The following is a 21,689-nucleotide window of genomic DNA, read 5'->3' as shown; positions in this document are numbered from 1 at the left end:
CATGAGTCGACGGCTGCTCGTGCTCGGCTGGCACAACATCGACCCGACGCCGTTCTACCCGGCCGACCCCGGGGCCGGGCGGCGTGGCTTCGACCGCCAGCTCGCGGCGATCGACAAGCTCGCCACGGTGGTGCCGCTCGGCGAGGCCGTGCAGACCCTCGCGGCGGGCGGCTCCCTGCCGCCGCGCGCGGTGGCGCTGACCTTCGACGACGGGTACGCCGACTGGCTCGACGCGGCCGTCCCGGCCCTCGACCGCCGCGGGATGCACGGCACGTTCTTCCTGGTCTCGGACATCCTCTCCGGGCGCATCGGCGCCTGGTGGGAGGAGCTCGCCGACGCCTTCGACCGGTGCACCGCGACGTCGCTCGAGTGGGCGGGACGGACCCACGACCTGACGACGCCGCTCGCGCGACGGCAGGCCCAGGCCGCGCTCAAGGACGAGCTCAAGCTCGTCGACCGGGCGACGCGCGTCGAGGCGGTCGCCCGCATCGCGGAGCGGATCGCGCCGCCGCCGCCGGCGCGGGCACCGATGTTCCTGGACTGGCCCGGCGCGAAGGCGCTCGCGGCGACCGGCCACGGCGTCGGGTCGCACACCGTCACCCACCCGATCCTCGCCCGCGAGGACGCCGCGACCCAGCGCGAGGAGCTCGTCGAGAGCCGCGCGGCGCTCGAGCGCGGTCTCGGCCAGACGGTGGACCTGCTCGCCTACCCGAACGGGAACGCCGGCGACTACGACCAGCAGACGATGCAGCTCGCCCGGGACGCGGGCTACCGGGCCGCGGTGACCACGCGTCCGGGGCTCGTCGGGCCCCACGAGCCGCCGTACGCGATGCACCGGATCGTGCTCACGCCGCTCACCGACGTGTCCGAGCTGTTCGGCAAGGTCGCCCGGAAGGGCACCGGGATCGCCCGGAAGGTGGTCAGGACCCTGACGCCGACGGGCTGAACCGGGCCGACCACGCCGAGGTGACGATGTCGTCGAGGTCGCGGCGCGCCTGCCACCCGACCCGCTCGGCGATCCGCGAGACGTCGGCGACGACCGCCGCCGGGTCGCCGGGGCGCCGCTCGGCCACCGCGGGCTCGAGGGGCCGACCCGCGACGCGCGCGACGGCGTCGACGACCTCGAGCACCGAGTACCCGCGCCCGACGCCGACGTTGAGGGTCTCCGCGCCCGGGGCGTCGAGCAGCGCGGTGGCGGCGACGTGGGCGTCGGCCAGGTCGTCGACGTGGACGAAGTCGCGCACGCAGCTGCCGTCGGGGGTGTCGTAGTCGGTGCCGAACACGGCCGGGGCGGCCCCGCGCGCGACGGCGTCGAGCACGAGCGGCACGAGGTTCGCCTGGCCGCGGTCGGCGAGCCGCGCGTCGCGGGCGCCGGCGACGTTGAAGTAGCGCAGCGCGACGTAGCGCAGGCCGGTGGCGCGGTGGACGTCGGCGAGCAGCCACTCGCCGGCGAGCTTGGTCGTCCCGTAGGGATTCACCGGCTCGCACGGGTCGTCCTCGGTGACCGCCGCCCCCGACGTCGCGCCGTAGACCGCGGCGCTCGACGAGTAGACGAACCGTTCGACGCCGGCCCGGTCGCACGCGGAGAGCACGCTGCGCAGGCCCTCGACGTTCTCGCGCCAGTAGTACAGCGGCCGGGCGACCGACTCGGGCACGCTCTTGCGGGCCGCGAAGTGCATGACGCCGTCGAGCGCGTGCTCGGTGAGCGCCGCGGCGACCGCGTCCTCGTCGAGCACGCTCGCCCGCACGAGCGCCACGTCGTCGTCGACGCGCCCGGTGAGCCCCGTGGAGAGGTCGTCGAGCACCACGACCGTGTCGCCGCGGGCCCGCAGCGCGCGCACGGTGTGCCCGCCGATGTACCCCGCGCCCCCGGTGACGAGCCACCGACCAGCCATCACGTCGCCCCCTGGTTCCTCGTTCTCCCGGCCGGCACCGTCACCGCAGGCGTCGTGGTGCCGCCGTCGGCCGCAGCGCCGGGGCGACCGGACGCCCGTCGAGCACCGCCTCCGGCCCGTCCGTCAGCGCCTTCTCGTAGGCCGGCAGGGCGGCCTCGACCGCGGAGACGGTGTGCTCCACGTCCTCGTCGGTGTGGGCGGCCGAGATCACGAACGACTGCCCGAGCACCCCGCGCCGCAGCAGCTCGGCGAGGAACACCGTGCGCATCGGCTGCGAGGGGTGCCCGTCGGCGTCCCGGGTGCGGAAGACCAGGCACGCGGGGTGGCCGGTGACGTCGACGAAGTCCGTGAGCCCGGCCGCGGCGACGACCTCGTTGCACGCCTCCGCGAGCTTCGTGCCCTGGCGGTGCATCGTCGCGACCGGGTCCTCGCGGCGGTAGGCCTCGACGACGGCGCGGAAGGCGGTGAGCCCGACCGTCTCGGGCCCGTGGGTGGTCGACAGCAGGAAGACGCGCTCGAGGTCGGTGCGCAGCCCGCCGAGCTCCATGAGCTCGCGGCGCCCGGCCAGCGCCGAGACCGGGTAGCCGTTGCCCATCGCCTTGCCCCAGGTCGAGAGGTCCGGCGTGACGCCGTAGACCGCCTGCGCGCCGTGCGCCGACCACCGGAAGCCGGTGATCATCTCGTCGAAGACGAGCACCGTGCCCTCGGCGGTGCACATCTCGCGGACGCCCTCGAGGAAGCCCGGCGCCGGCTCGTGCAGGCCCGTCGCGGCCTCCATGAACACCGCGGCGATCCGCCCCGGGTGCGCGTCGAAGAGCGCGCGCAGCGAGCCGAGGTCGTTGTGGGCGAAGCCGACCGTGCCGACCCGGACGGTGCCGGGGATGCCGGCGTTCATCGGGGTGCTGCCGATGAACCAGTCGTCGGTGGAGAAGAACGGCTGGTCGGCGACGGCGACCATGTCCCGCCCGGTCGCGGCGCGCGCGAGCTTGAGCGCGGCCGTGGTGGCGTCGGAGCCGTTCTTCGCGAACTTCACCATGTCGGCGCCCGAGACGAGACCCAGGAAGTCCTCGGCGGCCTCCACCTCGAGGCGGCTCGGGCGCGAGAAGCTCATGCCCCGGCCGAGCACGTCGCGCACGGCCGCGTTCACCGGCTCGTAGGCGTGGCCCAGGGTCACCGACCGCAGGCCCATGCCGTACTCGACGAACTCGTTGCCGTCGACGTCCCACACCCGCGCGCCCAGGCCGCGCTCGATGATCGGCGTGACCGTCTCGGGGTACTGGTCGGAGCCCCGCGCGTAGGTGTGCGCGCCGCCCGGCACGAGGTCGTGGAGACGGGCCTGCAGGCGGGCGGAGCCGGAGAAGTCCGGTCCGGACGGCGCCGACGATGACGAGTGGGGCACGGACGTCATGGGCTCCAGCTTTCCTGGTCGACCGACGGTGGACGCGTGCGGGTCGGCAGCGTCCGCGGTGACGACCCCGCTGCTCCGCCCGGGACGGACCTCGTCCCGGACAGGGCGTGTCGGCATCCTCCGCTCCGGCGCGTCACGGGCGGCCACCGGGCCGTCGGCCCGACGGCCCAGTGGCCGTCCCCCGGTCCAGAAAGCGCCGGAGGGACGTCCACACTGGTCCGCATGGCAGCACCGGTCGCACCCTTCGGAGCGGCAGACGGAGCAGCGCAGCCCGGTCCCACCGGGCGTCATGCGCGGCGCGACGACGGTCGCGACCCCGTCCCGCCCCGGCGCTCCCGCCGACGCCTGGCCGCCGAGCCCCTCCGCCGCGTGCCCTGGCCCGTCGCCGCCGACCCGGACGCGGTGACCACGACCCTCGGCGGGCCCCCGCGGCACCGCGGGACGGAGACGGCGACCACGCTGCTGCCCGGGGCGCCCGCCGCCCCGACGGCGCACGTGCCGGGGCTGCGGGCCGTGCCGCCTGCTGCACCTCGGCCGTCGTCGGGTGCCTCGGCGCTCGCCCCGCCGCCGACCGTCCCGCCGCCGCCGGTGGCCCCGGTGGCTCCGGTCCCGGCCCGTCCGGCCGGTGGACCTCCCCGTCGTGCACCGATCCGCCGCGAGCGCGTGCCCGGCACGCCCGTGGCCGAGTCCCGCCCGGTCTGGGGGCCGCCGCAGCCCGCGCGCTGAGGCCCCAGGACTCGCCGCGGAGATCAGCAGGCCGAAAGGCACGCGCGCGGGCCCTCCGGACGTGCCTTTCCGCCTGCTGATCACCGGGAGCGATTGGTCCCCGGCGCACCTGGCAGAGTCGCGGCGGTGGGGGGACCGGAGGTGTCGCGACGGGTCGCCCGGCTGGTGCGCGACATGGGCCGGGACGGCCCGTACCGCGCACCCCGCGGCGCCGAGATCGACGCCCTCGACGCCCTGGCCACCGCGCTCGCGGACGGCGACGGGCCGGTCGCCGCGGAGGCCGGGGCGCGGCTGGGTCTCGCCGCGACCCGCTCGGACGACCGGCTGCTCCTCGCCTCCGACCCCGGCGACGAGCGGGCCTGGCTGGTGATCGTGCTGCGCGGGCGCCCGGACGCGGTCGTCGAGGTCCCGCACCCCAACGCCGACCTCGCCACCGAGCACGTCGGGCTCGCGCTCGCCGAGCGCCGCCCGGGCGTGCTGTACCTGCAGGCCGGCGCGCACCGGGTGGCGGGCGCGCCGCCGGAGGCCCGCGACCGCGCCGACTGCCCCGCCGACGTCTCCTCGCGTGACGACGCGCCGTTCTCCCGCGTCGCGGCGCTCCTCGTGGACCGGGGCCTGCCGCAGATCCAGCTCCACGGGTTCGCCGATCGCGAGGGCGTCGACGTCGTGCTCTCGCCGGGGGCGTCGCAGGAGGGTGCCCTGCTCGCCGCGGTGCGGGCGCGGCTCGCGGACGCCGGGGAGCGGGTCGGCGAGGGCGACGACGAGCGCTGGTCGGACCTGCTGGGCCGCCGCAACGTCCAGGGGCGGGCCGCCGCACGGGCGGGCGGGGCGTTCGTGCACCTCGAGCTGTCGCGCTCGCTGCGCCGTGACGCCGACCGCCGCGAGGCCGTCGCGGCGGCGCTCGACGCGGCGCTGGACGAGGTCTGTCACGGCCGAGATCGCGGTCCGGGTGACGATCGATGTCAGATCTGACATCGATCGTCACCGGGACGGCGATCTCGACCCCCTACGGGACGAGCGACCGCACGCGGGCGGGGTCCGGACCTCCGGGCGCGAACAGCACCACGGCGTCGTCGAACCCGGCCTCCGCGTAGCGCTGCAGCGCGTCGCGGGTGACCCCGAGGTCGTCGTCCACCGGCACGGCGCAGACGACCGCCCGGCGGCCGCCGGCCGACCGGAAGCGTCCGTGCGCGGCGACGATGTCGTCGACGGAGCTCCGGTAGCCCGAGGCGAGCCAGCCGTCGAACTCCCGCGCGGCACGCTCGACGTTGGCGCCCCACGAGCCGAGCAGCAACGGCGGCACCGAGGCCGGCGCCGGGGCGAGGTCGGCGCGCTCGTCGTGCCCGTCGGCGAGGAGGACGCGCAGCCGGTCCACGTGCTCGGTGAAGGTCGCGAAGCGGGCGCGGTGGTCGCGGTCGAGGGCGGCGTAGTCGGCGGCGGTGGAGCCGGGGCTGACGCCGAGGGTCAGGCGCTCGCCGGCGACGGCCGCGAGCGAGAGCACGCGGTGGGCGAGGTCGGCGGGGTGGTGCAGCGGGACCTGGACGGTGGCGGTGCCGAGCTCGACGTCCTCGGTGGCGGTCGCCGCCGCGGCGAGGACCACGAAGGGGTCCGGCACGAGAGAGCCGCGCCCGAGGATCTGCGGCGTCCAGAGGCTGTCGAAGCCCGCGTCCACCAGACGCCGGGCCCACGCGGCGACGGGGAAGGGCGCCGCGGCGCACAGATGGACGAGCGTGGCACCCAGACGCACGGACCCTCCACGGTGAGCGGGTGGCTTTCCTGACGTTGGACGTCAGCGTGGCCGCCACGCTGAGACACCCCGTGCCTCGCCCCCCGACGGCACAGGGCCGGCCGGGAACAGTGTCCCGGCCGGCCCCGTGTGCCGTGCGCGTCAGGCGTGTCGGCGCTGTGTCAGCGCTGTGTCAGCGCTTGACGCGGAAGATGCCCCAGGCGAGCTGGCCGCTCTTGCCGCCGTTCACCCAGTTCGTCAGGCCCGTCTTCATGTTCGAGATGTACTCGTCGGAGATGGCGCCCTTGAACTTCGGCTCCGCCGCCTCGAGCTCGCTCAGCACGCGCCCGTAGTGGGTCGTGAGCTGGTCGGTGTGGTCCTCGAACTCGATCGAGGAGTAGCCGCGCTTGGCGAACTCCTCGCGGTAGAAGCCCGGCGACCCGAGGGTGTCGAGGTGCAGCCGCGCGAGGATCGGCGAGAGCGCCGAGACGTCCGCGCCGTCGGCGGCCATCGGGTCGGTGAACACGACCTGCCCGCCGGGGACGAGCACGCGGTCGATCTCCTCGACGACCTGGCGACGCTCGCCGGAGTGCAGGAAGGCGTCCTGCGACCACACGAGGTCGTAGAAGTTGTCCTGCACCGGCATGCTCTCGAACGACCCGTCGACGACGTCGACGAGGTGGTCGAGGCCCTGGGCGCGGTTCTTCTCGCGGTTGCGCTCGTTCTCGACCTCGGAGAGGTTCAGGCAGGTCACGCGGCAGCCGTAGGTCTTCGCCAGCCACCGTGCCGACCCGCCGTAGCCCGCGCCCATGTCGAGCACGCGGGTCTCCGGGGTGATGTCCATGCCCTCGGCCATGCGCTCGACGGTGCGCTGCGAGGCGGGGGCGATGGCCTCGTCGGGGGAGTTGTAGAGCCCGACGTGGATGTCCTCGCCGCCCCATACCTCGTGGTAGAAGGTGTCGGCGTCGGTCGAGTTGTAGTAGTCGCGCGCGGTGTGGACCGCGGTCGAGTAGCTCTCGCTCAATTCGTCGTCCGGTCGGTAGGTCTTCTCCGCGACGTGGATCCAGAAGTCCGGGCTCTCGGTCCCGTAGGTCTCCTGGAAGTCGCCGTACGAATCGATCTTCTGGAACCCGACCTCACGCATGAGCCGGCGCACGTAGTCCTTGCGCAGCGGGAACATGTTGAGGTGGTACACCGAACCGTCGTCGTGGAACGTGTACCGGAATCGGGCGAGCCCGTCGTCGATGTACTCGGGCTCCGCGGTGACGGTGTCGCCGCAGTAGAAGTACTTGTGCTTCGACGAGAACCCGTTGTCGAGGATCTCGTCGTAGTTGCGCTGATCGAGGATCAGGACGCCGTCGTGCTTGAGCATCGCGTAGAACTCGGCCAGCGCCTTGCGCCGATCACGCTCGTTGAACAGATGGGTGAACGAGTTCCCCAGGCAGATGATCGCGTCGTACTCGCCGTGGACGTCACGGTTGAGCCAGCGCCAGTCGGCCTGGACCACCCGCAGCACGTGCCCGTGCTGGCGGCCGTTCTCGAACGCCTTCGCGAGCATCTCCGCACTGCCGTCGGCGGAGACGGTCTCGAAACCGCCCTTGAGGAGCTGCACGGAGTTGAACCCGGTGCCGGTGGCGACGTCGAGGACCTTCTCGACCCCGCGGGCACTCAGCTGGTCGATGAAGAACGACCCCTCGCTGGCGGCGCGTCCCTCCCAGCCGATGTAGTCGTCCCACTTGTCCACGAACCCTTTGACGTACTCCTCCTGGTAGTGGTTCGTGTCGCGGACCTCGTTCGGGTTCTCGCCGAACTCCTGATGAACATCGGCCTCGGTGTACTCGTCGAGGCCAGCCGCGGTGTCGGGGCTCCGGTCTGCGGCTGCGGTCATGTGTCCTCCGGACGTCGGTGACGCTTCCGGAGAGATGACGCTAGGCAGAGTCGGGCCGCCCCGGAACCCGCACCGAGTTCGTACGGTCGACAGAATCGATCCAGTCGTGACCCCTCCGCCTGGCGCGAAAGGCGCTATCAGCGCTGCTCCGACCGGGTGTGCACGGCGGAGGATCTCCGTGACCACATCGTGCTGTGATGGCACCCACGTTTCTTCGGGAGGACGCAACCGAGACACGTGGTGGCGCCGTGTCACCGCCCGGTTACCCGGTCGGTTCGACGATCACCGTCCGGTTCGCGCTCGCGGGCCCGGGCAGCTGCCGGCCGTCCGGACCGACGTCGTTCACGTAGCCCGGGAACTGGCTGCCGACCCCCCGGGTGCTGATCCGGTCGGCCGGCGCGCCCAGCTCGACCAGCAGCGCCTTCACCGCCTCGGCCCGCCGGGTGGACAGGTCGACCTGCCCCGCGGGCGTGCCCGCCCGGGCGCTGGTGCCGGTCAGGGCGAGACGGCGGCCCGGGGATTCGGTGAGGAACTGCGCGAACGGCGTGAGGACCCCGCGCGCGGCATTCCTGTCGCGGAATTCCGCGGTGTCGGGCTGGAATCCGACGGAATTGTCGTCGGGCAGCGCGGTGGTCTGCCCGGGCGTGATCCTCGGCGGCGGCGGGACGTCGACGACGCTCACCGGGGGCACGTCGCTCGGGGCCTCGCCGCCGCGCGGCTCGTCGACGACGGCCACGCAGGACGCGCCGCCGGCCTCGGCGACCGCGGTCCACAGCGCGACCAGGGAGGAGCGCTGGGCGGGGCTCAGCGCGGTCTGGGGCTCGGCGACGTCGCCGAGTCCCGCCAGCACGACGGTGACGCCCTGCAGCCCCGGCAGCGCGTTGCTCGCGCGCAGCGCCTCGACGGTCTCCGCGGGCGGGGCGTCGAGCAGGCCGCGCTGGCGGAAGTCGAGCGGCGCGACGGTCGAGAGCCCGGAGTCGACGAGGACGACGGTGCCCGGGCGGTTGCCGCCTGCCGACCGGCCCGCGAGATCGAGCGCCGACAGCACGTCGGCCTCGGGGGCCTGGGCGCGCATCCCCGTGAGGGCCTCGCCGAAGCCGCCGAGGAACTGGTTGCGGTCGTCCTCCGCGGCGATGGCGTTGCCCGCGTCGCTGGAGTACGTCTCGCTGCCCGCCGACGTCGGCCGCCCGTCGAGGTCGATCAGCGTGATGCGCGGCTGGTAGTCCTCGTCGACCGCCCGCGAGAGCACCGAGATCGTCGCGTCCTGGACGCTCTGCGGCAGGCCCGGCTCCGGGGAGTTGGCCCGCCCCGACACCGCGAACGCCATCGGCCCGACCGGCACCGGGCAGCTCAGGGCGCCCGCGCCACCGCCCGTGGAGCCGAACCCCCCGCCGGCGTCACTGCCGCTCGAGCAGCCGGCCACCAGCACGGTGACGAGCCCGGCGGCGAGCACGGAGCACAGGACCGAGGGCCGGGCCCGGTGGATCAACGAGGGTCTCCGTTCGGGGTGGGTCGGGCGGGGGCGAAGGAGTGCGGATTCGACGGTGTCCCGACGCGCATCCCGGCGCGCATCTCGGGGGGCGCCTCCTCGCCGGGGACGACCTCGTTCGCCGGGGTGAACAGCGGGTAGAACGACGAGCCGGCGAGCCCGTCGGTGACCGACGGGTCGGCCTTCCTCGACGCCATCAGCGTGCGCGCGTAGTTCTGCAGCTCCAGCATCTCGGCGATCACCTGCTGGCGGGCGGCGGCCCAGCGCTGGTCCTCGCGCTCGCGCTCGTTCTCCTGCTGGCGCAGCGCCTCCCGGGCGCGCTCGAGCTCGGCGCGACCGGCCCGCTCGCGCTCGGTGGCGTCCTGCATCCGTCGTTCGGCACGGCGCAGGGCGCCCGCGACGGGGTTGAACGACACGAACGTCGCGATCATCGCCGCCATCCCGCTGGCGAGGAACAGCGCGCCGAACAGCAGCGCGGGCAGCAGCGCGTCGAGCGCGATCTCCCCCGACGAGCCGCTCCCGAACCCCCCACTCCCGGAGCCCCCGGATCCGAAGCCACCCCCGCCGGAGCCGAACGCGCCGGACGACGAGCCCCCCGACCCGAACCCGCCCGACTCCCCGCCGGACGTGCTGCCCGGCGTCATCAGCCGCGTGTAGAACGCGGCGGCGCCGAGCGTCAGCCACGTGACCGCGGCGAGCGTGGTCAGCGTCAGCGACGCCCGCGGGTCGTCGCAGCGGCGGCGGGCGAGGCCCTGACCGACGAGGTGGGCGAGACCGACCGCGGCCGCGGCGAACCCGACCGTGCCGACCCCGATGAGCAGCGGCGAGCCCCGGAACACGCGGGCGAGGACGACGTAGAACGCGGCGATGTCGCCGCCGATCGCGAGCAGGACGATCACGAGCGCGAGGTGGTCCTCGCGCGACCGGTTGATCATCAGCGTCGCGTCCCGGTACGAGCGGGGACGTGCTCCCTCGCGCCGGCTCATCGGCGGGCCCCGTCGTCGGACCCGGGCGCCGAGGCCCCGGGCGCCGAGGACCCGGGCGCCGAGGAGAGGGGCTCGCTCAGGCGGGCGCGGGCCTCCTCGTAGTCGCGGCGGGCGATCTCGAGGGCGCGGCGGTCGCGCTCGTGGGCCGCCTCGGCCTCGGCGAGCTGGCGGCGGGCGCCGCCGACGAGCCGGTCGACGACGGCCTGGTGGTCGGCGTGTTGGGTGTCGATGCGCGAGAGCCAGCCCGACGCCCAGGACGCGATCAGCGGGTCGAGCGCGCCGCCGGTGCCCTCGTCGACACCCTCCAGCAGCTCGTGGACGAGCGTGCGCACCCGGTTGCGGGCGGCCGCGACGTCCGGGCCGGCCTGGTTGGGGTAGGGCATGGGGCCGACGCGGTCAGCGGCGTAGACCTGGGTGAACCGCTGCTCCTCGGGCGTCGCCGGCCCGGGCGGCATCCCGGGCACGCTCGCCAGCGGCGCGCGGGACGACCCGGCGGGGACCGGTGGCCGTGGGGCCTCGGGTCGACGCCGGGGCCAGATCCTGGGGGCCATCGCTACTCCTGTCCGGGGACGGCGCCGGTGGCGGGCGACGGTGCGGGTGTCGGTGCGGGTGCCGGTGCGGGGGTGCCCGGGTCGGCCGTCTCCGCCACGGCGACCCAGGCGGGCACGACGGGGTGCTGCGCGGCCAGCGCCGGGCCGATGCGGTCGCCCGCCGGGTGGCGGCGGACGAGGTGGCGCTCGTAGGCGCTGACGCGGCGCATGACCTGCGCGTGCAGCCGCCGGACGCGGGTGGCGCCGACGAGCTCGCACGCGCGGATCGTGCTGCCCAGCCGGGCCCACTCCACCCGCATCTGGGTGAGCTGGGCGTGCAGCCGCGCCGCCTCGTCGACGAAGGGCCGCCGCGTGGCCTGGTGCTCGCGGGCGCGGCGGGCCGCGACGACGTCGGGCGCGGTGTCGGCCTCGCCCCCGCGGCGGGCCGTGAGCTGGTCGGCGTCGAGCAGCACGGGGAGGGCGTCGAGGCGGGCCCGCGCCCGGGCGAGCGCGTCCTCGGTCTCGGGGATGCGCGCGGCGAGCGTCGCGCGGGTCTCGAGCATCGGGGCGATCTCGAGGTCGAGGCGCAGCCGCTCGCGGTGGACCCGCGCGAGGAAGTCCTGGTGGTACTCCTCGAGCACCGGCGTGCCCGCCGGACGTCCGGGCTCGAGGCTCGGCAGTCCGACGCGGGCGTCCGCCCGCGCCTGCCACCGGTCGCGCAGGCGCGCGAACCAGCCGTACGGGGGCATCGACGACCCGCTCGCCCCGGACGAGGGTCCGACGGGACCTGCGGGGCGCGTCATCGCCGGGCCGACGGGCGGGGCAGGGGCCGGTGTTGGGAGCGGGGCGTGGGGCGGGTCGTCGGGCGGGTCACAGCGAACCGTTCTCGTGCGTCCCCCCGTCGAGTGACGGAGGCGTCGACCGAGTCTAGGCCGAGCTCCCCGGAGCGGGCGCCCGCGATCGGGAGCCCGGTGGCCGCCGCGCGAAACGCCGGAGGCCGACAGCGGACGACACGCCGGTCGCGGCCTCACCCGACCGAGGGGAAATCGCCGGTGGCTGGTGCACCTCGATCGGACGAAGACCACCGTTCGACCAGGGGTTTCGTCAGCTGACCAGTCGAAGGTGTCCGAGGCATACGGGTTAAGGCTTGGGCCATCTGGTCGATATCTCGGAGGTGCAGAACGCAGTGGAGCCGGTGAGCGACATGACCGCGCCGCACCCCGCGCTGCCCGGCCGGTCCGGGGGTCTCGGACCGACGGAGGTGGCCGCGGGGGTCGGCCGCACGGAACTGGTGGACGCCGTCGACGAGGCCGTCGTCGCCGAGGTGGCGGCGCGCGTGACGGAGGCGAGCGACGCCCTCCTGGACTACGACCGCCACAGCACCACCGCACCGCAGGATCTGCGGCACCCGGTGGACCTCGAGGTCGTGATCCCCGCCTACAACGAGTCCGGGCGCCTGCCCGCGACCCTGACCGCGATGGTCGCGTTCCTCTCGGAACAGCCGTGGACCTCGCGGGTCGTGGTCGTCGACAACGGCAGCGTCGACGACACCGCCGCGTCGGTCCTCGCCGTCGACGGCCGCGCGTGCAACGTCGCCACGGGCTGGTGCGTCGAGGTCGTCGCGATCGGCTGCTCGCGCGCCGGCAAGGGCGCCGCGGTCTACCGGGGCCTGCGCACCAGCCGCTCGCGCTACGTCGGGTTCACCGACGCCGACCTGTCGACCCCGCTGGAGACGTTCCGGCCGGTCATGGACGCCCTCGACGGCGGTGCGGCCGCGGCGATCGGGTCCCGGCACGCGCCGGGCGCGCAGATCGCGACGCGCCAGCCACTGGGTCGCCGCCTCGGCGGCGCCGCCTTCCGCGCGGTGTCGCGCCCGCTGCTGCCCGGGGTGCGCGACACCCAGTGCGGCTTCAAGTTCTTCGACCGCGCGGCCGTGCAACCGGCCCTGTGGCGGTCGCGCTCGGTCGGCTTCGCCTTCGACGTCGAGCTGCTGCGCCACGTCCGCGACGACGGCGGCCGCATCGTCGAGATCCCCGTGACCTGGACCGACGCGGCCGGCTCGAGCCTGCGCCCGGTCCGCGACGGGCTGGCGGCGTTCGGCGCCGTCGCGCGGCTGCACCACCAGCTGGGCGGGGGCCGCCCCGAACGGCCGCTCGACGAGGCCGCCGCGGACCACCGCGTTCGTCGCCGCACCGCCACGTCCGCCACCACAGCCGCCACCACCGCCACCACCGCCACCACCACCGCGGCCCTCCGCGCCGCCGGGAGCCCCGCATGACCACGACCACCGCCCCGGAGACGTCCGCGACCGCCCCCGCCGTCCTCGTCGACGGCCGCGCCCTGTCCCGGCTCGCCGGCAAGCGCATCCTCGTCCTGAACTGGCGGGACGTCCGGCACTCGCAGGCCGGCGGCGCCGAGGCCTACGCCCACGAGATCTCGACGCGCTGGGCGGCCGCGGGCGCCGAGGTCACCTGGCTGACCGCCCGCGACGCCGGCCAGTCGGCGCGCGACGAGATCGACGGCGTCCGCATCCGGCGGGCCGGCGGCACGCTGTCGGTCTACCTGCGCGCCGCGATGGACCTCGTCCGCCGCGGTGGCGGGTTCGACGCCATCCTCGACTGCCAGAACGGCATCCCGTTCTTCTCGCCGCTGTTCACCCGCGGCGACGTGCCGGTGGTGCAGGTCGTGCACCACGTGCACCAGGACCAGTTCTCGAGCCGCTTCTCGACGACGGGCGCCGCGGTCGGGCGCGTGCTCGAGGGCCGCGTCGCCCGCCGCGTCTACCGCGGGCGCCGGACGGTCGCGGTGTCCGCCTCGACGCGCCAGGAGCTGCGGCGCCGGCTGAAGTTCCGGGACGTCATCGAGGTCGTGCCCAACGGGTGCGCGGGGCGTCCCGGGGCCGGGTCGCGGGAGCAGCGACGCGCGGCGAACCCCACCGTCGTCGTCACCAGCCGCCTCGTCCCGCACAAGCGGATCGACCTGCTGCTGCACGCGGTGTCGGCGGCCCTGCCCGACGTGCCCGATCTCGCCGTCGAGGTCATCGGCGGCGGCCCGGAGCTCACGGACCTGCGCCGGATGTCGGTCGAGCTCGGCCTCGGCCGGGTCGTGACGTTCCACGGGCGCCTGCCCGACGAGGAGCGCGACGAGCTGATGAGCACGGCGTGGCTCACCACCAGCACCTCGGAGGGCGAGGGCTGGGGCTGCGTCGTCCTGGAGGCCGCCGCCGAGGGCGTGCCGTGCCTCGCGCTGCGGGCCCCGGGCATCCGCGACTCGGTCGTCGACGGCGCCACCGGCTGGCTGGTCGACGGCGTCGACGACCTCGCCGCGGCCCTGCCGCGCGTGCTGCGCGAGCTGGCCGACCCCGTCCGGGCCCGCGAGGTCGCCGACGACTGCCGCGCCTGGACGAGCTGCTTCTCCTGGGACCGGACCGCGGAGCTGATGGCCGGCGTGGTCGTCTCCGAGATCAGCGGGTTCCACCGCTCCGGCGCGGAGGAGGCGCACCTGCCGCCGGCCGACCGGTCGGCCCTGCGGCGCGCGGCCACCCGCCGCCAGGCGCGCTCGGACATGACGACGCTCGCGCGCTTCGTCCACGACGACCCGGCCGCCGCGGCGTCGGCGCTGCGCCTCACCGACGAGTGCGCGGTCCGCGGCCACGAGGTCACCGCCCTGCTGCGGGGCTGCGACGAGGTCGACGCGCTCGCCACCCTCGCGCGGATCGGGGCGCAGGACCCGCGGGTGCGCCTCGCGTCGCGTCACGAGCTGCTCGGCGGGCCCGCCCTCGTCGAGTCCCGCGCCGCCTCCGGCCGGATCGCCGCCGCCCGTGGACGCGGCCGATGACGGGCCTCGCACCCGGGTCCGCCCCCGAGATCGTCCCCCCGGTCGCCGCCGTCGCCCCCGCACCGGCGACCGGGGTGGGCACCACGCCCTCGGCGCCGACCCCCGCACCCACCGGCGGCCACGCGACGCTGCTGTCCGCGTCGGCGGGCCTGGTCGGCCTGCTGAGCTACGCCTGCACGCTCGTCATGGCCCACCTGCTCGCGCCGGCGGAGTACACGGCGTTCGCGGGCGCCGCGGCGCTCGTCGGGACCGCCGGCGTGGCGTCGGCGGCCCTGGTGCCGCTGCCGCTCGCCCACGTCGTGCGCGCGCACCCGCCGGGCAGCCCGGCCCGCCGCGACGCGCAGACCTTCGCCGCCCTGGTGTCGGTGCTCATCGGCCTCGCCGTCGGCCTCGTGCTCGGTGCCGTCGTCGCGGGGTTCGCGGCCGCCACCACCGCGCTGGCCGCCGGGGTGGCGGCCTGGTCGCTGTTCGCGATCGCCCCGGTGTGGGGCCGTCTGCAGGGCGAGTCCCGCTTCGTGCGCTACGCGGTGCTCACCGTGTTCGAGGTCGCGGTGCGCCTCGGCGTCAGCATCGGCGCCGTGACGGCCGGGGCCGGGGCCGCCGGCGCGGTCGGCGCCTTCGCCGCCGGCGCCGCGGTCGTCCTGCTCGCCGCCGGCAGCCGCGCGGTCGCCGTCGCTTCGCCCCGGGTCGTCGAGCGGGCGCACACCCGCGTGCGCCGCGTGCTCACCGACCGGGCGCGCTGGGCCGAGACCGGCGGCGTCGCCGCGGTGCAGCTCGTGCTCTCGGGGCTGGCCGTCGTCGACGTCGTGGTCGTGGCCGCCGCCGACGCGCAGGTGGGCGTCGTGCCCGCCGCCGGCTACCAGGCCGTCGCGACGCTGGCAAAAGCTCCCGTCTACGTCGCCGTCGGCACGGCGCTCGTGAGCTTCCCCGTCCTGCGGGCCATGCGCCACGAGGACGGTCGGGCGGCGCGCGAGGCCCGCGACCGCGTGCTGCGCGACGCCCTGTCGACCTTCGTCCGGCTCGCCGTGCCCGCGGCGGCCGTGGTGGCCACCGTGCCGCCCGTCATCGTCGGGCTCGTCCTCCCGCCGGCCTACACGCCGTCGCTGGCGCTGCTCGGGCCGCTGGCCGTGGCCGGGCTCGGGCTGGGCGCGACGACGGTGGTGGCGACGCTGCTGCTCGCGGTCTCGGACGGCGAGCGGGGGCGCCTCGGCCTGGGCCTCGTGCTCGCCGCGGCCGCGCTGGGCGCCGGCGTCGCGCTGGGCCTGCGCGACGGGGCCCCGGGCCTGGCCGTCGGCACCGCGATCGGCGCGGTCGCCGGGGCGCTGGTGCTCGTTCTCCTCGGCGCGAGCCGTCGCCCGCGCGCCGGCCGCGCGGGCGCCGGGCTCCTGCGTGCCGCGCTCCGGGGCCTGCTGTGGGCCGGCGTCGTCGTCGGGGCGCTGGTCGCGACCCGCCACTCGCTCGTCGGCTGGCTGGTCGCGGTGGGCCTCGTCGGCGTCCTCGTCGTCGGGCTCCCGACGATCTCTGGGCGGCTCCGCGCCGCCGCCGACCCCAAGGGCGAGCTGCGGCCCGCGCCGGGCGGCCTGCACGTGCTGCACCTCGCGTTCGAGGACCCGGAGATGCCGGGCGCGGGCGGCGGGGCCAAGCGCACCGCGGAGATCGACCAGCGGCTCGCCGCCGCGGGGCACCGGCTCACGGTCGTCACGCAGACCTTCCCCGGCGCCCGCAACCGCACCGAGTACTACGGCGACGGCTCGCTGCGCTGGGTGCACCTCGGGATCGGCCGCGGCGCGAACCGCCTGACCCGCCTGCTCGGCTACGTGGTGGGCCTGCCGTTCGCGGCCCGCAGCATCGACGCCGACGTCGTGATCGAGGACTTCTTCGCCCCGATCTCGTCGCTGTCGGTGCCGCGGTTCTCGCCGGCGCCGACCGTCGGGATCGTCCAGTGGCTCAACGCCCGGGAGAAGGCCGAGCAGTACAAGCTGCCGCTGCACTGGGTCGAGCGGGCCGGGGTGCGCAGCCACCGGCAGCTCGTCGGCATGTCGCAGGGTGTCGCCGACGCCCTGCTGGAGATCCACCCCGGCGCCGAGGTGTCGGTCATCGGCAACGGCGTCGACGAGGCCGCGTTCCGTCCGCGGCGTCGCGGCCCCGGCTACGACATCGTGTTCGTGGGGCGCCTGGAGACCGCGCAGAAGGGCCTCGACCTGCTCATCGACGCGTGGGCGCGGATCGCGGGCAAGGTCGGCGGGAGCCTCGTGCTCGCCGGGACCGGGCCCGACGAGGACGCCCTGCGCGAGCGGGCGAGCCGGCACGGCGTCGGCGACAGCGTCCACTTCCTCGGCTGGTGCGCCGGGGAGGCCAAGTACGACCTCCTGGCCAACGCGCGGCTCGTCGTCGTGCCGTCGCGGTTCGAGACGTTCGGCATCGTCGCCGCGGAGGCGCTGGCCTGCGGCACCGCGGTCGTCGCCTACGACATCCCCTGCCTGCGGGAGGTCGTCGAGTCCCGGGCCGGGGTCCTCGTGCCCTACACCGACGAGCACGCCACCGACGTCGCCGCGCTCGCCACCGCGATCCGCACCGTGGCCGTCTGCGACGTCCTGCGTGAACAGGCCGCCGAGCTCGGCGCGATCCTGGCCTCGAAGCACGACTGGGACGCGCTGGCGCGCGCGCAGGAGGACGTGCTGCGCGACGCCGCGGGCCTGCCCCCGCGCCCCCGCCCGGAGCCGCGCTGGACCGGGGTCGCGCACTTCGACGCCGGGCCCTCGACCGAGAGCTTCCCGCGGGCGGTGCTGGCCCTGAACCCGCGAGACCTGGGCCCGCGGGACGTCGAGGAGCGTCCGTGACGGCCGGCGCCACCCGCACCGGCGCGCTCTCGGAATTCGTGTCGCTCGCCGAGCAGCCCGCGCGCGACCCGATCACCCGCACGCTGCACCCGGAGCGCGACCCGGATGCCGGCCCGGAGATCCTCGAGCGCCCGGAGGGGGACCCGCCGCCGGAGGACGCGCCGCGCACCGTCCGGGCGCGCGAGCGCCGCGGCGGGACGGTCCCCGGGGTGCTGCGGCAGGTCGCGTTCTGGCTGCTGCTGGTGCTGCTCGCCGGCGCGACCGTCGCGCTGCGCGCCTGGCACCAGGCGTCGGCGTACGAGCTGTTCATGGACGAGATCCAGTACGCCGACGTCGGCAACTCGTTCGCCGCGGGTGTCGGGCCGCAGCTGTTCGACGAGCCGTTCTTCCTGCACCCGCCGCTGCTGTTCGCGCTGTTCGGCTGGTTCATCGGCGAGCCCGTGCCGCACATGACCGTCGACTTCGTGCTCGGGCTGCGGCCCATCGAGCTGATGTTCGCCGGCGTGAACGTCGTGCTCGTCGTCGGGATCGCCCGCCGCGTCGTGGGGCCCTGGGCCTCGCTGGTGGCCGGGCTGGTCTACGCGCTCGACCCGTTCGTGGTGCGCTTCGACTCCCGCCTCATGCTCGAGGCGCCGATGATGTTCGGCATCCTCGCCGGGGTCCTCGCGCTGCTCGTCGCGGTCGACCGGGCGACGCGCCCGGCGCGCTGGACGTGGCTCGTGGTCGGCGGCCTCTTCTGGGGGCTCGCGATCACCACGAAGAGCACCGCGGCGCTGATCACCGCGTTCCCGCTCGTGCTCATGTTCGTGATGTCGTGGGGGCTGCGGCGCAAGGAGGCCGTCGGCGTCCTCGCCGTGCAGGCCTCGGTGTACACGACCTACATCGGCTGGGTCGTCGCCACCGGCAACGTCGCTCCCTGGTTCGACCAGACGATCGCCGGGACGCTGCGCGCGATCGGCGTCATCAAGCAGACCGGCTTCAACGCCCCGCACGCGTCGTCGTTCACCGACCGGCTGCTGGCCCAGGGCGTCTGGTTCTTCCCGTCGTACCTGCTCATCGGCGTCGCGGTCACCTACTCGACCTACCTGCTGCTGATGGGCTGGCGCTCGCTGCGGGTGGGCAGGCCCAAGAAGTCGAGCCGGCCCGGCAAGCGGCGCCGGCAGGGCACCCACGCGCGCCGCGGCGAGTGCGACGACCTCGGCCTGCTGACCTGCTGGCTGGCCGGGGTGCTGGGCGCGATCGTCTACACGTTCGGGCTCGGCGAGGTCGAGGAGCAGACGTTCTACCTGCTCGCGGTGCCGTCGACGATCGTCGTGGCCCTGCTCGTCACGCAGATGGCGTCGTGGCGGGCCCTCCTGCGCACCGTCGCGACGGTCCTCGTCGTCGCGGTGCTGGCCGCCTCGGCGGTCATCTGGACGACCCTGCGCACCGCGCGCGACGACACCTATCACCAGCTGGTGGAGTACATGTACGCCAACATCGATGTCCAGAACGAGGTCGCGGTCGGGGAGCACACCGCGCAGTTCGTGCTGCCGGGCTACGGCATCCACGAGCTGACGTCGGTCGACTCGGCACGGCAGACGTTCTCCCGCTACGCGCTGGTCTCCACGGAGCTGACGGAGCAGGGGCTCGCCCCCGCCCCGCCGGAGCTGGTCGACGAGCTCGCGCGCCGCTACACGCTGGTGTTCACCGCGCACGGGCGGACCGCGGGCGACCTGCGGCTCTACGACCTCAACCAGCCGCTCGACGGCACCCCGCCGGTCGCGCCGGGGCCGCCGCGATGAGCGCCCCGGCCTCGACGCGGAAGCCCAAGGGCCTGATCCGCAGCCTCGTCGGCATCCGCGGCTACCTGTCCGTGGTGGTCGTCGCGGTGCACCTCGCACCGTTCGCGATCGCGCTGGCACCGGTCACCGCCCCGTTCTTCCTGCCGATCTGGCACCACGCCTACGTCGCGCTGGACCTGTTCTTCGTCCTGTCCGGCTTCGTGGTCACCGCGGGCTACCGCAAGGTCTTCGCGCGGTGGCCGGGCTGGGGGGTGTTCGGGAAGTTCCTGTGGGCGCGGCTCTCGCGCTTCTACCCGGTGCACCTCGCCGTGCTCGCGGCGCTCGTCGGGGCCGTCCTCGGCGCCCGGCTGGTCGGGCGGGAGATCCCGCACGGCGGCGACCTCGGGATCGACCTGCTCCGCCAGATCACGCTCACCTCGGGCTGGGGCGGCGCGGACTCGCTGACCTGGAACGGCCCGGTGTGGTCGCTCTCGGCGGAGTGGTTCTGCTACCTGCTGCTGCCCCTGCTCCAGCCGGTGGTGCTCCTGCTGCGCAGCCGCTGGGCGTGCCTCGCGGGCTACCTCGTGGCGTGCGCGATCCCGCTGGTCTCCTACACGATCATCGGTTTCGACGACGGCACGATCACCTACGGCATGCCGCTGCCCCGCGCGCTCGGGTTCTTCCTGGCCGGGGCGTGCCTGCAGCAGCTCGTCCACGTCGACCGGCGCGTGCCCGAGCTCGTCGGGCGCGTCACGGGACCGCTCGCGGTGCTCGGCTTCGGGCTGATCGTGCTGACGTCGAACGTCGGGCTCTCCACGATGTACGCGCTGCCCGTGGTGGGCCTGGTGGTGCTCGCGCTGGGCGAGGAGCGCGGGTGGCTCGACCGCATGCTCTCGACGCGCTTCAGCATGGTGTTCGGCGAGATCAGCGTGGCGATCTTCCTGACCCACGTGCCGTGGCTGCTCGGGGCGTCGCTGGTGATCAACCCGCGGACCTTCCCCGGCGCGTGGGGCTGGCTCGGGATCGGCCTGCTGCTCCTCGGCGTCGCGGTGTGCGGGTGGCTCGCGTTCGTGCTCGTCGAGAAGCCGGGACAGCGGATCATGCGGGCGCTCGTCAAGCGTCCGGCGAAGGCGCCGACGGCGTCGGTGGAGGAGAAGACGGAGACCGCCGTCGAGGAGCCGTCGCGGTCGGGACGGTGAGGCTCGCGGCGCTCGCACCGGTCCTCGTCGGGGTGCTGCTGCTCGCCGGCGCGGCCTGCCCGTCCGCCGAACCCGCCGTCCCCGACCCCTCCTGGGGTGTCGTCGACTCGACCTGCGCCCCCGACCGGCTCGCCGAGCAGCGGCGGGCGGGCCTGTCGATGGTGGTGGTCGACGCCCACTGGGACCGGCTGCAGCCCCGCCCCGGCGCGTTCTCCCCGGACGAGGCGACGGGACTCGCGGCCCGGATCACGCGGTGCCTGGACGCGGGGATGCGGGTGGTGCTCGGGTCGGGCGCGCAGTACCCGCCGTCGTGGGTCCGCGAGCTGCCCGACGCGCTCCTGCGCGACCAGCACGGCGGCGTCCCGCGCACCGGTGGCGTCGACCTCGTGTTCGCCGCCGCACCCCGCGCGGCGCTCGACGACTACCTCACCCGCCTCGTCGCCGCCGTCCCCGCGGCGCGCCTCACCGGCCTCCGGGTCGGCACGAGCGCGGCCGGCGAGATCGGCTACCCGGGCCCGCACGAGTCCGGGTACGGCGTGACCTCCTGGTGGGCGTTCGGGGAGGCCGCCCAGACCGGCGCCGGCCTCGCCCCCGGGCAGCGGTCGACCCCGATGCCGGGCTGGGTGCCGGGCTCCGCGCAGTGGTCGGGCGGCACGGCCACGGCGCGGGGCGCGGGGGAGTGGTTCGGCTGGTACTCGGGCGCGCTGGTCGAGGCGCTCGCGGCGCAGGCCCGCGTGCTGCGCGGCGCCGGGTTCACCGGCGAGGTGCACCTGCCGGTGCCGGGGCGCGGGGTCCTGCCCGCCGACCGGTCCGTGGCCGTCGGGTCGCTGCTCGACGGGCACGGCGACCGCGACGGCTCGCTGTACCGCGGCCTGGACCACGTCGCCGCCCTGCCCGGGATCGCCGCCGCCGTGCCCGGCCCCGTCGTCGTCGACCTGACGTCGGTGGACGACGCCACCGCCGTCCGCGCGCGGGCCCTCGACCCGCCCGAGGACGACTGCCGTCCCGAGGACCCCGGCGTCGCGCTCGACCCGACCGTGCGCGTGGAGCGGTGGTCCAACCTGCGGTTCACCCGCGCCCAGGCCGCGCGCGCCGGGCTGCCCGTCGTCGGCGAGAACCCCGGGCCACCCGGGGAGACGACGGGTGGGAGCGCCGACTCCGACTCCGAGCGCGAGCAGGTCCGCCGGGCCCCGGCCTACGCGCGGTCGTGCGGTCTCGCGGCGTTCACTCTGGCGTTCGAGGAGGACCTGCACACCCCGCGCTCCGGGGTGACGCTCGCGGACTACGTCGGGGCGATCACGTCTCCGTAGATCGCGGGAACCGGGACGCGGCCGGCGACGACCAGCAGCACGTGGTCAGCCGAACAGCCCCCACGGAGGCCCTGCCCGTCGCGCGGGAGGAC

General features: G+C 75.5%; 17 protein-coding genes. 9 read left to right on the top strand and 8 right to left on the bottom strand.

Features of this window, described 5'->3' with window-relative positions; genetic code table 11:
- Nucleotide 1 precedes the first annotated feature (1 nt).
- A complete protein-coding gene (locus WCD41_RS16600; RefSeq protein ID WP_337714575.1) occupies nt 2-946 on the top strand; it encodes a polysaccharide deacetylase family protein in 945 nt (314 codons plus the stop codon).
- Here the strand turns inward: WCD41_RS16600 and galE are convergent.
- Together galE and WCD41_RS16590 are read right to left on the bottom strand one after the other, a co-directional pair.
- Complete coding sequence (gene galE, locus WCD41_RS16595; RefSeq protein ID WP_337714574.1) at nt 921-1,895, bottom strand: UDP-glucose 4-epimerase GalE; 975 nt, start codon at nt 1,893-1,895, stop codon at nt 921-923. The genes WCD41_RS16600 and galE overlap by 26 nt on opposite strands.
- Before the next feature lie 40 nt (nt 1,896-1,935).
- Nucleotides 1,936-3,303 (bottom strand): glutamate-1-semialdehyde 2,1-aminomutase, encoded by a 1,368-nt coding sequence (locus tag WCD41_RS16590; RefSeq protein ID WP_337714573.1) that lies wholly within the window; start codon nt 3,301-3,303, stop codon nt 1,936-1,938.
- Between the two features lie 369 nt (nt 3,304-3,672).
- Here WCD41_RS16590 and WCD41_RS16585 point away from each other — a divergent pair, with 369 nt between their 5' ends.
- Together WCD41_RS16585 and WCD41_RS16580 are read left to right on the top strand one after the other, a co-directional pair.
- Nucleotides 3,673-4,029 carry a hypothetical protein gene (locus tag WCD41_RS16585; protein ID WP_337714572.1) on the top strand — a complete coding sequence of 119 codons (357 nt, stop codon included), beginning with the start codon at nt 3,673-3,675 and terminating at the stop codon, nt 4,027-4,029.
- A 126-nt stretch (nt 4,030-4,155) separates the two neighbouring features.
- Complete coding sequence (locus tag WCD41_RS16580) at nt 4,156-5,001, top strand: hypothetical protein (protein WP_337714571.1); 846 nt, start codon at nt 4,156-4,158, stop codon at nt 4,999-5,001.
- Between the two features lie 34 nt (nt 5,002-5,035).
- On the opposite strand, the gene WCD41_RS16575 is transcribed toward WCD41_RS16580, so the two are convergent.
- The 6 genes from WCD41_RS16575 to WCD41_RS16550 all read right to left on the bottom strand — a co-directional run bounded on the left by WCD41_RS16575 (nt 5,036) and on the right by WCD41_RS16550 (nt 11,397).
- Nucleotides 5,036-5,776 (bottom strand): LLM class flavin-dependent oxidoreductase, encoded by a 741-nt coding sequence (locus tag WCD41_RS16575; RefSeq protein ID WP_337714570.1) that lies wholly within the window; start codon nt 5,774-5,776, stop codon nt 5,036-5,038.
- Nucleotides 5,777-5,948: 172 nt separating this feature from the next.
- Nucleotides 5,949-7,643 (bottom strand): glycine/sarcosine N-methyltransferase, encoded by a 1,695-nt coding sequence (locus tag WCD41_RS16570; RefSeq protein ID WP_337714569.1) that lies wholly within the window; start codon nt 7,641-7,643, stop codon nt 5,949-5,951.
- A gap of 262 nt (nt 7,644-7,905) precedes the next feature.
- Nucleotides 7,906-9,132 (bottom strand): OmpA family protein, encoded by a 1,227-nt coding sequence (locus WCD41_RS16565; RefSeq protein ID WP_337714568.1) that lies wholly within the window; start codon nt 9,130-9,132, stop codon nt 7,906-7,908.
- Nucleotides 9,129-10,118 (bottom strand): hypothetical protein, encoded by a 990-nt coding sequence (locus tag WCD41_RS16560; RefSeq protein ID WP_337714567.1) that lies wholly within the window; start codon nt 10,116-10,118, stop codon nt 9,129-9,131. Before WCD41_RS16560 ends, WCD41_RS16565 begins: the two co-directional genes overlap by 4 nt.
- Nucleotides 10,115-10,669 carry a hypothetical protein gene (locus tag WCD41_RS16555; RefSeq protein ID WP_337714566.1) on the bottom strand — a complete coding sequence of 185 codons (555 nt, stop codon included), beginning with the start codon at nt 10,667-10,669 and terminating at the stop codon, nt 10,115-10,117. The genes WCD41_RS16560 and WCD41_RS16555 overlap by 4 nt, the downstream gene beginning before the upstream one ends.
- A gap of 2 nt (nt 10,670-10,671) precedes the next feature.
- A complete protein-coding gene (locus WCD41_RS16550) occupies nt 10,672-11,397 on the bottom strand; it encodes a hypothetical protein (protein ID WP_337714565.1) in 726 nt (241 codons plus the stop codon).
- Nucleotides 11,398-11,852: 455 nt separating this feature from the next.
- Here WCD41_RS16550 and WCD41_RS16545 point away from each other — a divergent pair, with 455 nt between their 5' ends.
- Genes WCD41_RS16545 through WCD41_RS16520 form a run of 6 tightly spaced genes read left to right on the top strand, consistent with a single transcriptional unit; the run spans nt 11,853 to nt 21,597 of the window.
- Nucleotides 11,853-12,926, top strand: a complete 1,074-nt coding sequence (locus WCD41_RS16545) for a glycosyltransferase (protein WP_337714871.1) — start codon at nt 11,853-11,855, stop codon at nt 12,924-12,926.
- Nucleotides 12,923-14,485 carry a glycosyltransferase family 4 protein gene (locus WCD41_RS16540; protein ID WP_337714564.1) on the top strand — a complete coding sequence of 521 codons (1,563 nt, stop codon included), beginning with the start codon at nt 12,923-12,925 and terminating at the stop codon, nt 14,483-14,485. Before WCD41_RS16545 ends, WCD41_RS16540 begins: the two co-directional genes overlap by 4 nt.
- Nucleotides 14,482-17,325 (top strand): glycosyltransferase family 4 protein, encoded by a 2,844-nt coding sequence (locus WCD41_RS16535; RefSeq protein WP_337714563.1) that lies wholly within the window; start codon nt 14,482-14,484, stop codon nt 17,323-17,325. The genes WCD41_RS16540 and WCD41_RS16535 overlap by 4 nt, the downstream gene beginning before the upstream one ends.
- Nucleotides 17,322-19,109, top strand: coding sequence for an ArnT family glycosyltransferase (locus tag WCD41_RS16530; protein WP_337714562.1), 1,788 nt, complete (start codon nt 17,322-17,324; stop codon nt 19,107-19,109). Before WCD41_RS16535 ends, WCD41_RS16530 begins: the two co-directional genes overlap by 4 nt.
- Entirely contained in the window at nt 19,106-20,287 is a 1,182-nt protein-coding gene (locus WCD41_RS16525) for an acyltransferase family protein (protein ID WP_337714561.1), read from the top strand. The genes WCD41_RS16530 and WCD41_RS16525 overlap by 4 nt, the downstream gene beginning before the upstream one ends.
- A complete protein-coding gene (locus WCD41_RS16520) occupies nt 20,284-21,597 on the top strand; it encodes a beta-galactosidase (RefSeq protein WP_337714560.1) in 1,314 nt (437 codons plus the stop codon). The genes WCD41_RS16525 and WCD41_RS16520 overlap by 4 nt, the downstream gene beginning before the upstream one ends.
- Nucleotides 21,598-21,689: the final 92 nt, after the last annotated feature.

It is taken from the genome of Actinomycetospora aeridis, assembly GCF_037400275.1.
Classification (GTDB): Bacteria; Actinomycetota; Actinomycetes; order Mycobacteriales; family Pseudonocardiaceae; genus Actinomycetospora; species Actinomycetospora aeridis.
Note: the sequence above shows the minus strand (reverse complement) of the source record. Positions and strands in the feature narration are given on the sequence as shown.

Excerpts from the sequence above, each read along its gene's own strand:
- WCD41_RS16600 (WP_337714575.1), top strand. The coding sequence starts at position 2 with ATGAGTCGACGGCTGCTCGTGCTCGGCTGGCACAACATCGACCCGACG.
- galE (WP_337714574.1), bottom strand. The coding sequence starts at position 1,895 with ATGGCTGGTCGGTGGCTCGTCACCGGGGGCGCGGGGTACATCGGCGGG.
- WCD41_RS16590 (WP_337714573.1), bottom strand. The coding sequence starts at position 3,303 with ATGACGTCCGTGCCCCACTCGTCATCGTCGGCGCCGTCCGGACCGGAC.
- WCD41_RS16570 (WP_337714569.1), bottom strand. The coding sequence starts at position 7,643 with ATGACCGCAGCCGCAGACCGGAGCCCCGACACCGCGGCTGGCCTCGAC.
- WCD41_RS16560 (WP_337714567.1), bottom strand. The coding sequence starts at position 10,118 with ATGAGCCGGCGCGAGGGAGCACGTCCCCGCTCGTACCGGGACGCGACG.
- WCD41_RS16555 (WP_337714566.1), bottom strand. The coding sequence starts at position 10,669 with ATGGCCCCCAGGATCTGGCCCCGGCGTCGACCCGAGGCCCCACGGCCA.
- WCD41_RS16550 (WP_337714565.1), bottom strand. The coding sequence starts at position 11,397 with ATGCCCCCGTACGGCTGGTTCGCGCGCCTGCGCGACCGGTGGCAGGCG.
- WCD41_RS16545 (WP_337714871.1), top strand. The coding sequence starts at position 11,853 with ATGACCGCGCCGCACCCCGCGCTGCCCGGCCGGTCCGGGGGTCTCGGA.
- WCD41_RS16540 (WP_337714564.1), top strand. The coding sequence starts at position 12,923 with ATGACCACGACCACCGCCCCGGAGACGTCCGCGACCGCCCCCGCCGTC.
- WCD41_RS16535 (WP_337714563.1), top strand. The coding sequence starts at position 14,482 with ATGACGGGCCTCGCACCCGGGTCCGCCCCCGAGATCGTCCCCCCGGTC.
- WCD41_RS16525 (WP_337714561.1), top strand. The coding sequence starts at position 19,106 with ATGAGCGCCCCGGCCTCGACGCGGAAGCCCAAGGGCCTGATCCGCAGC.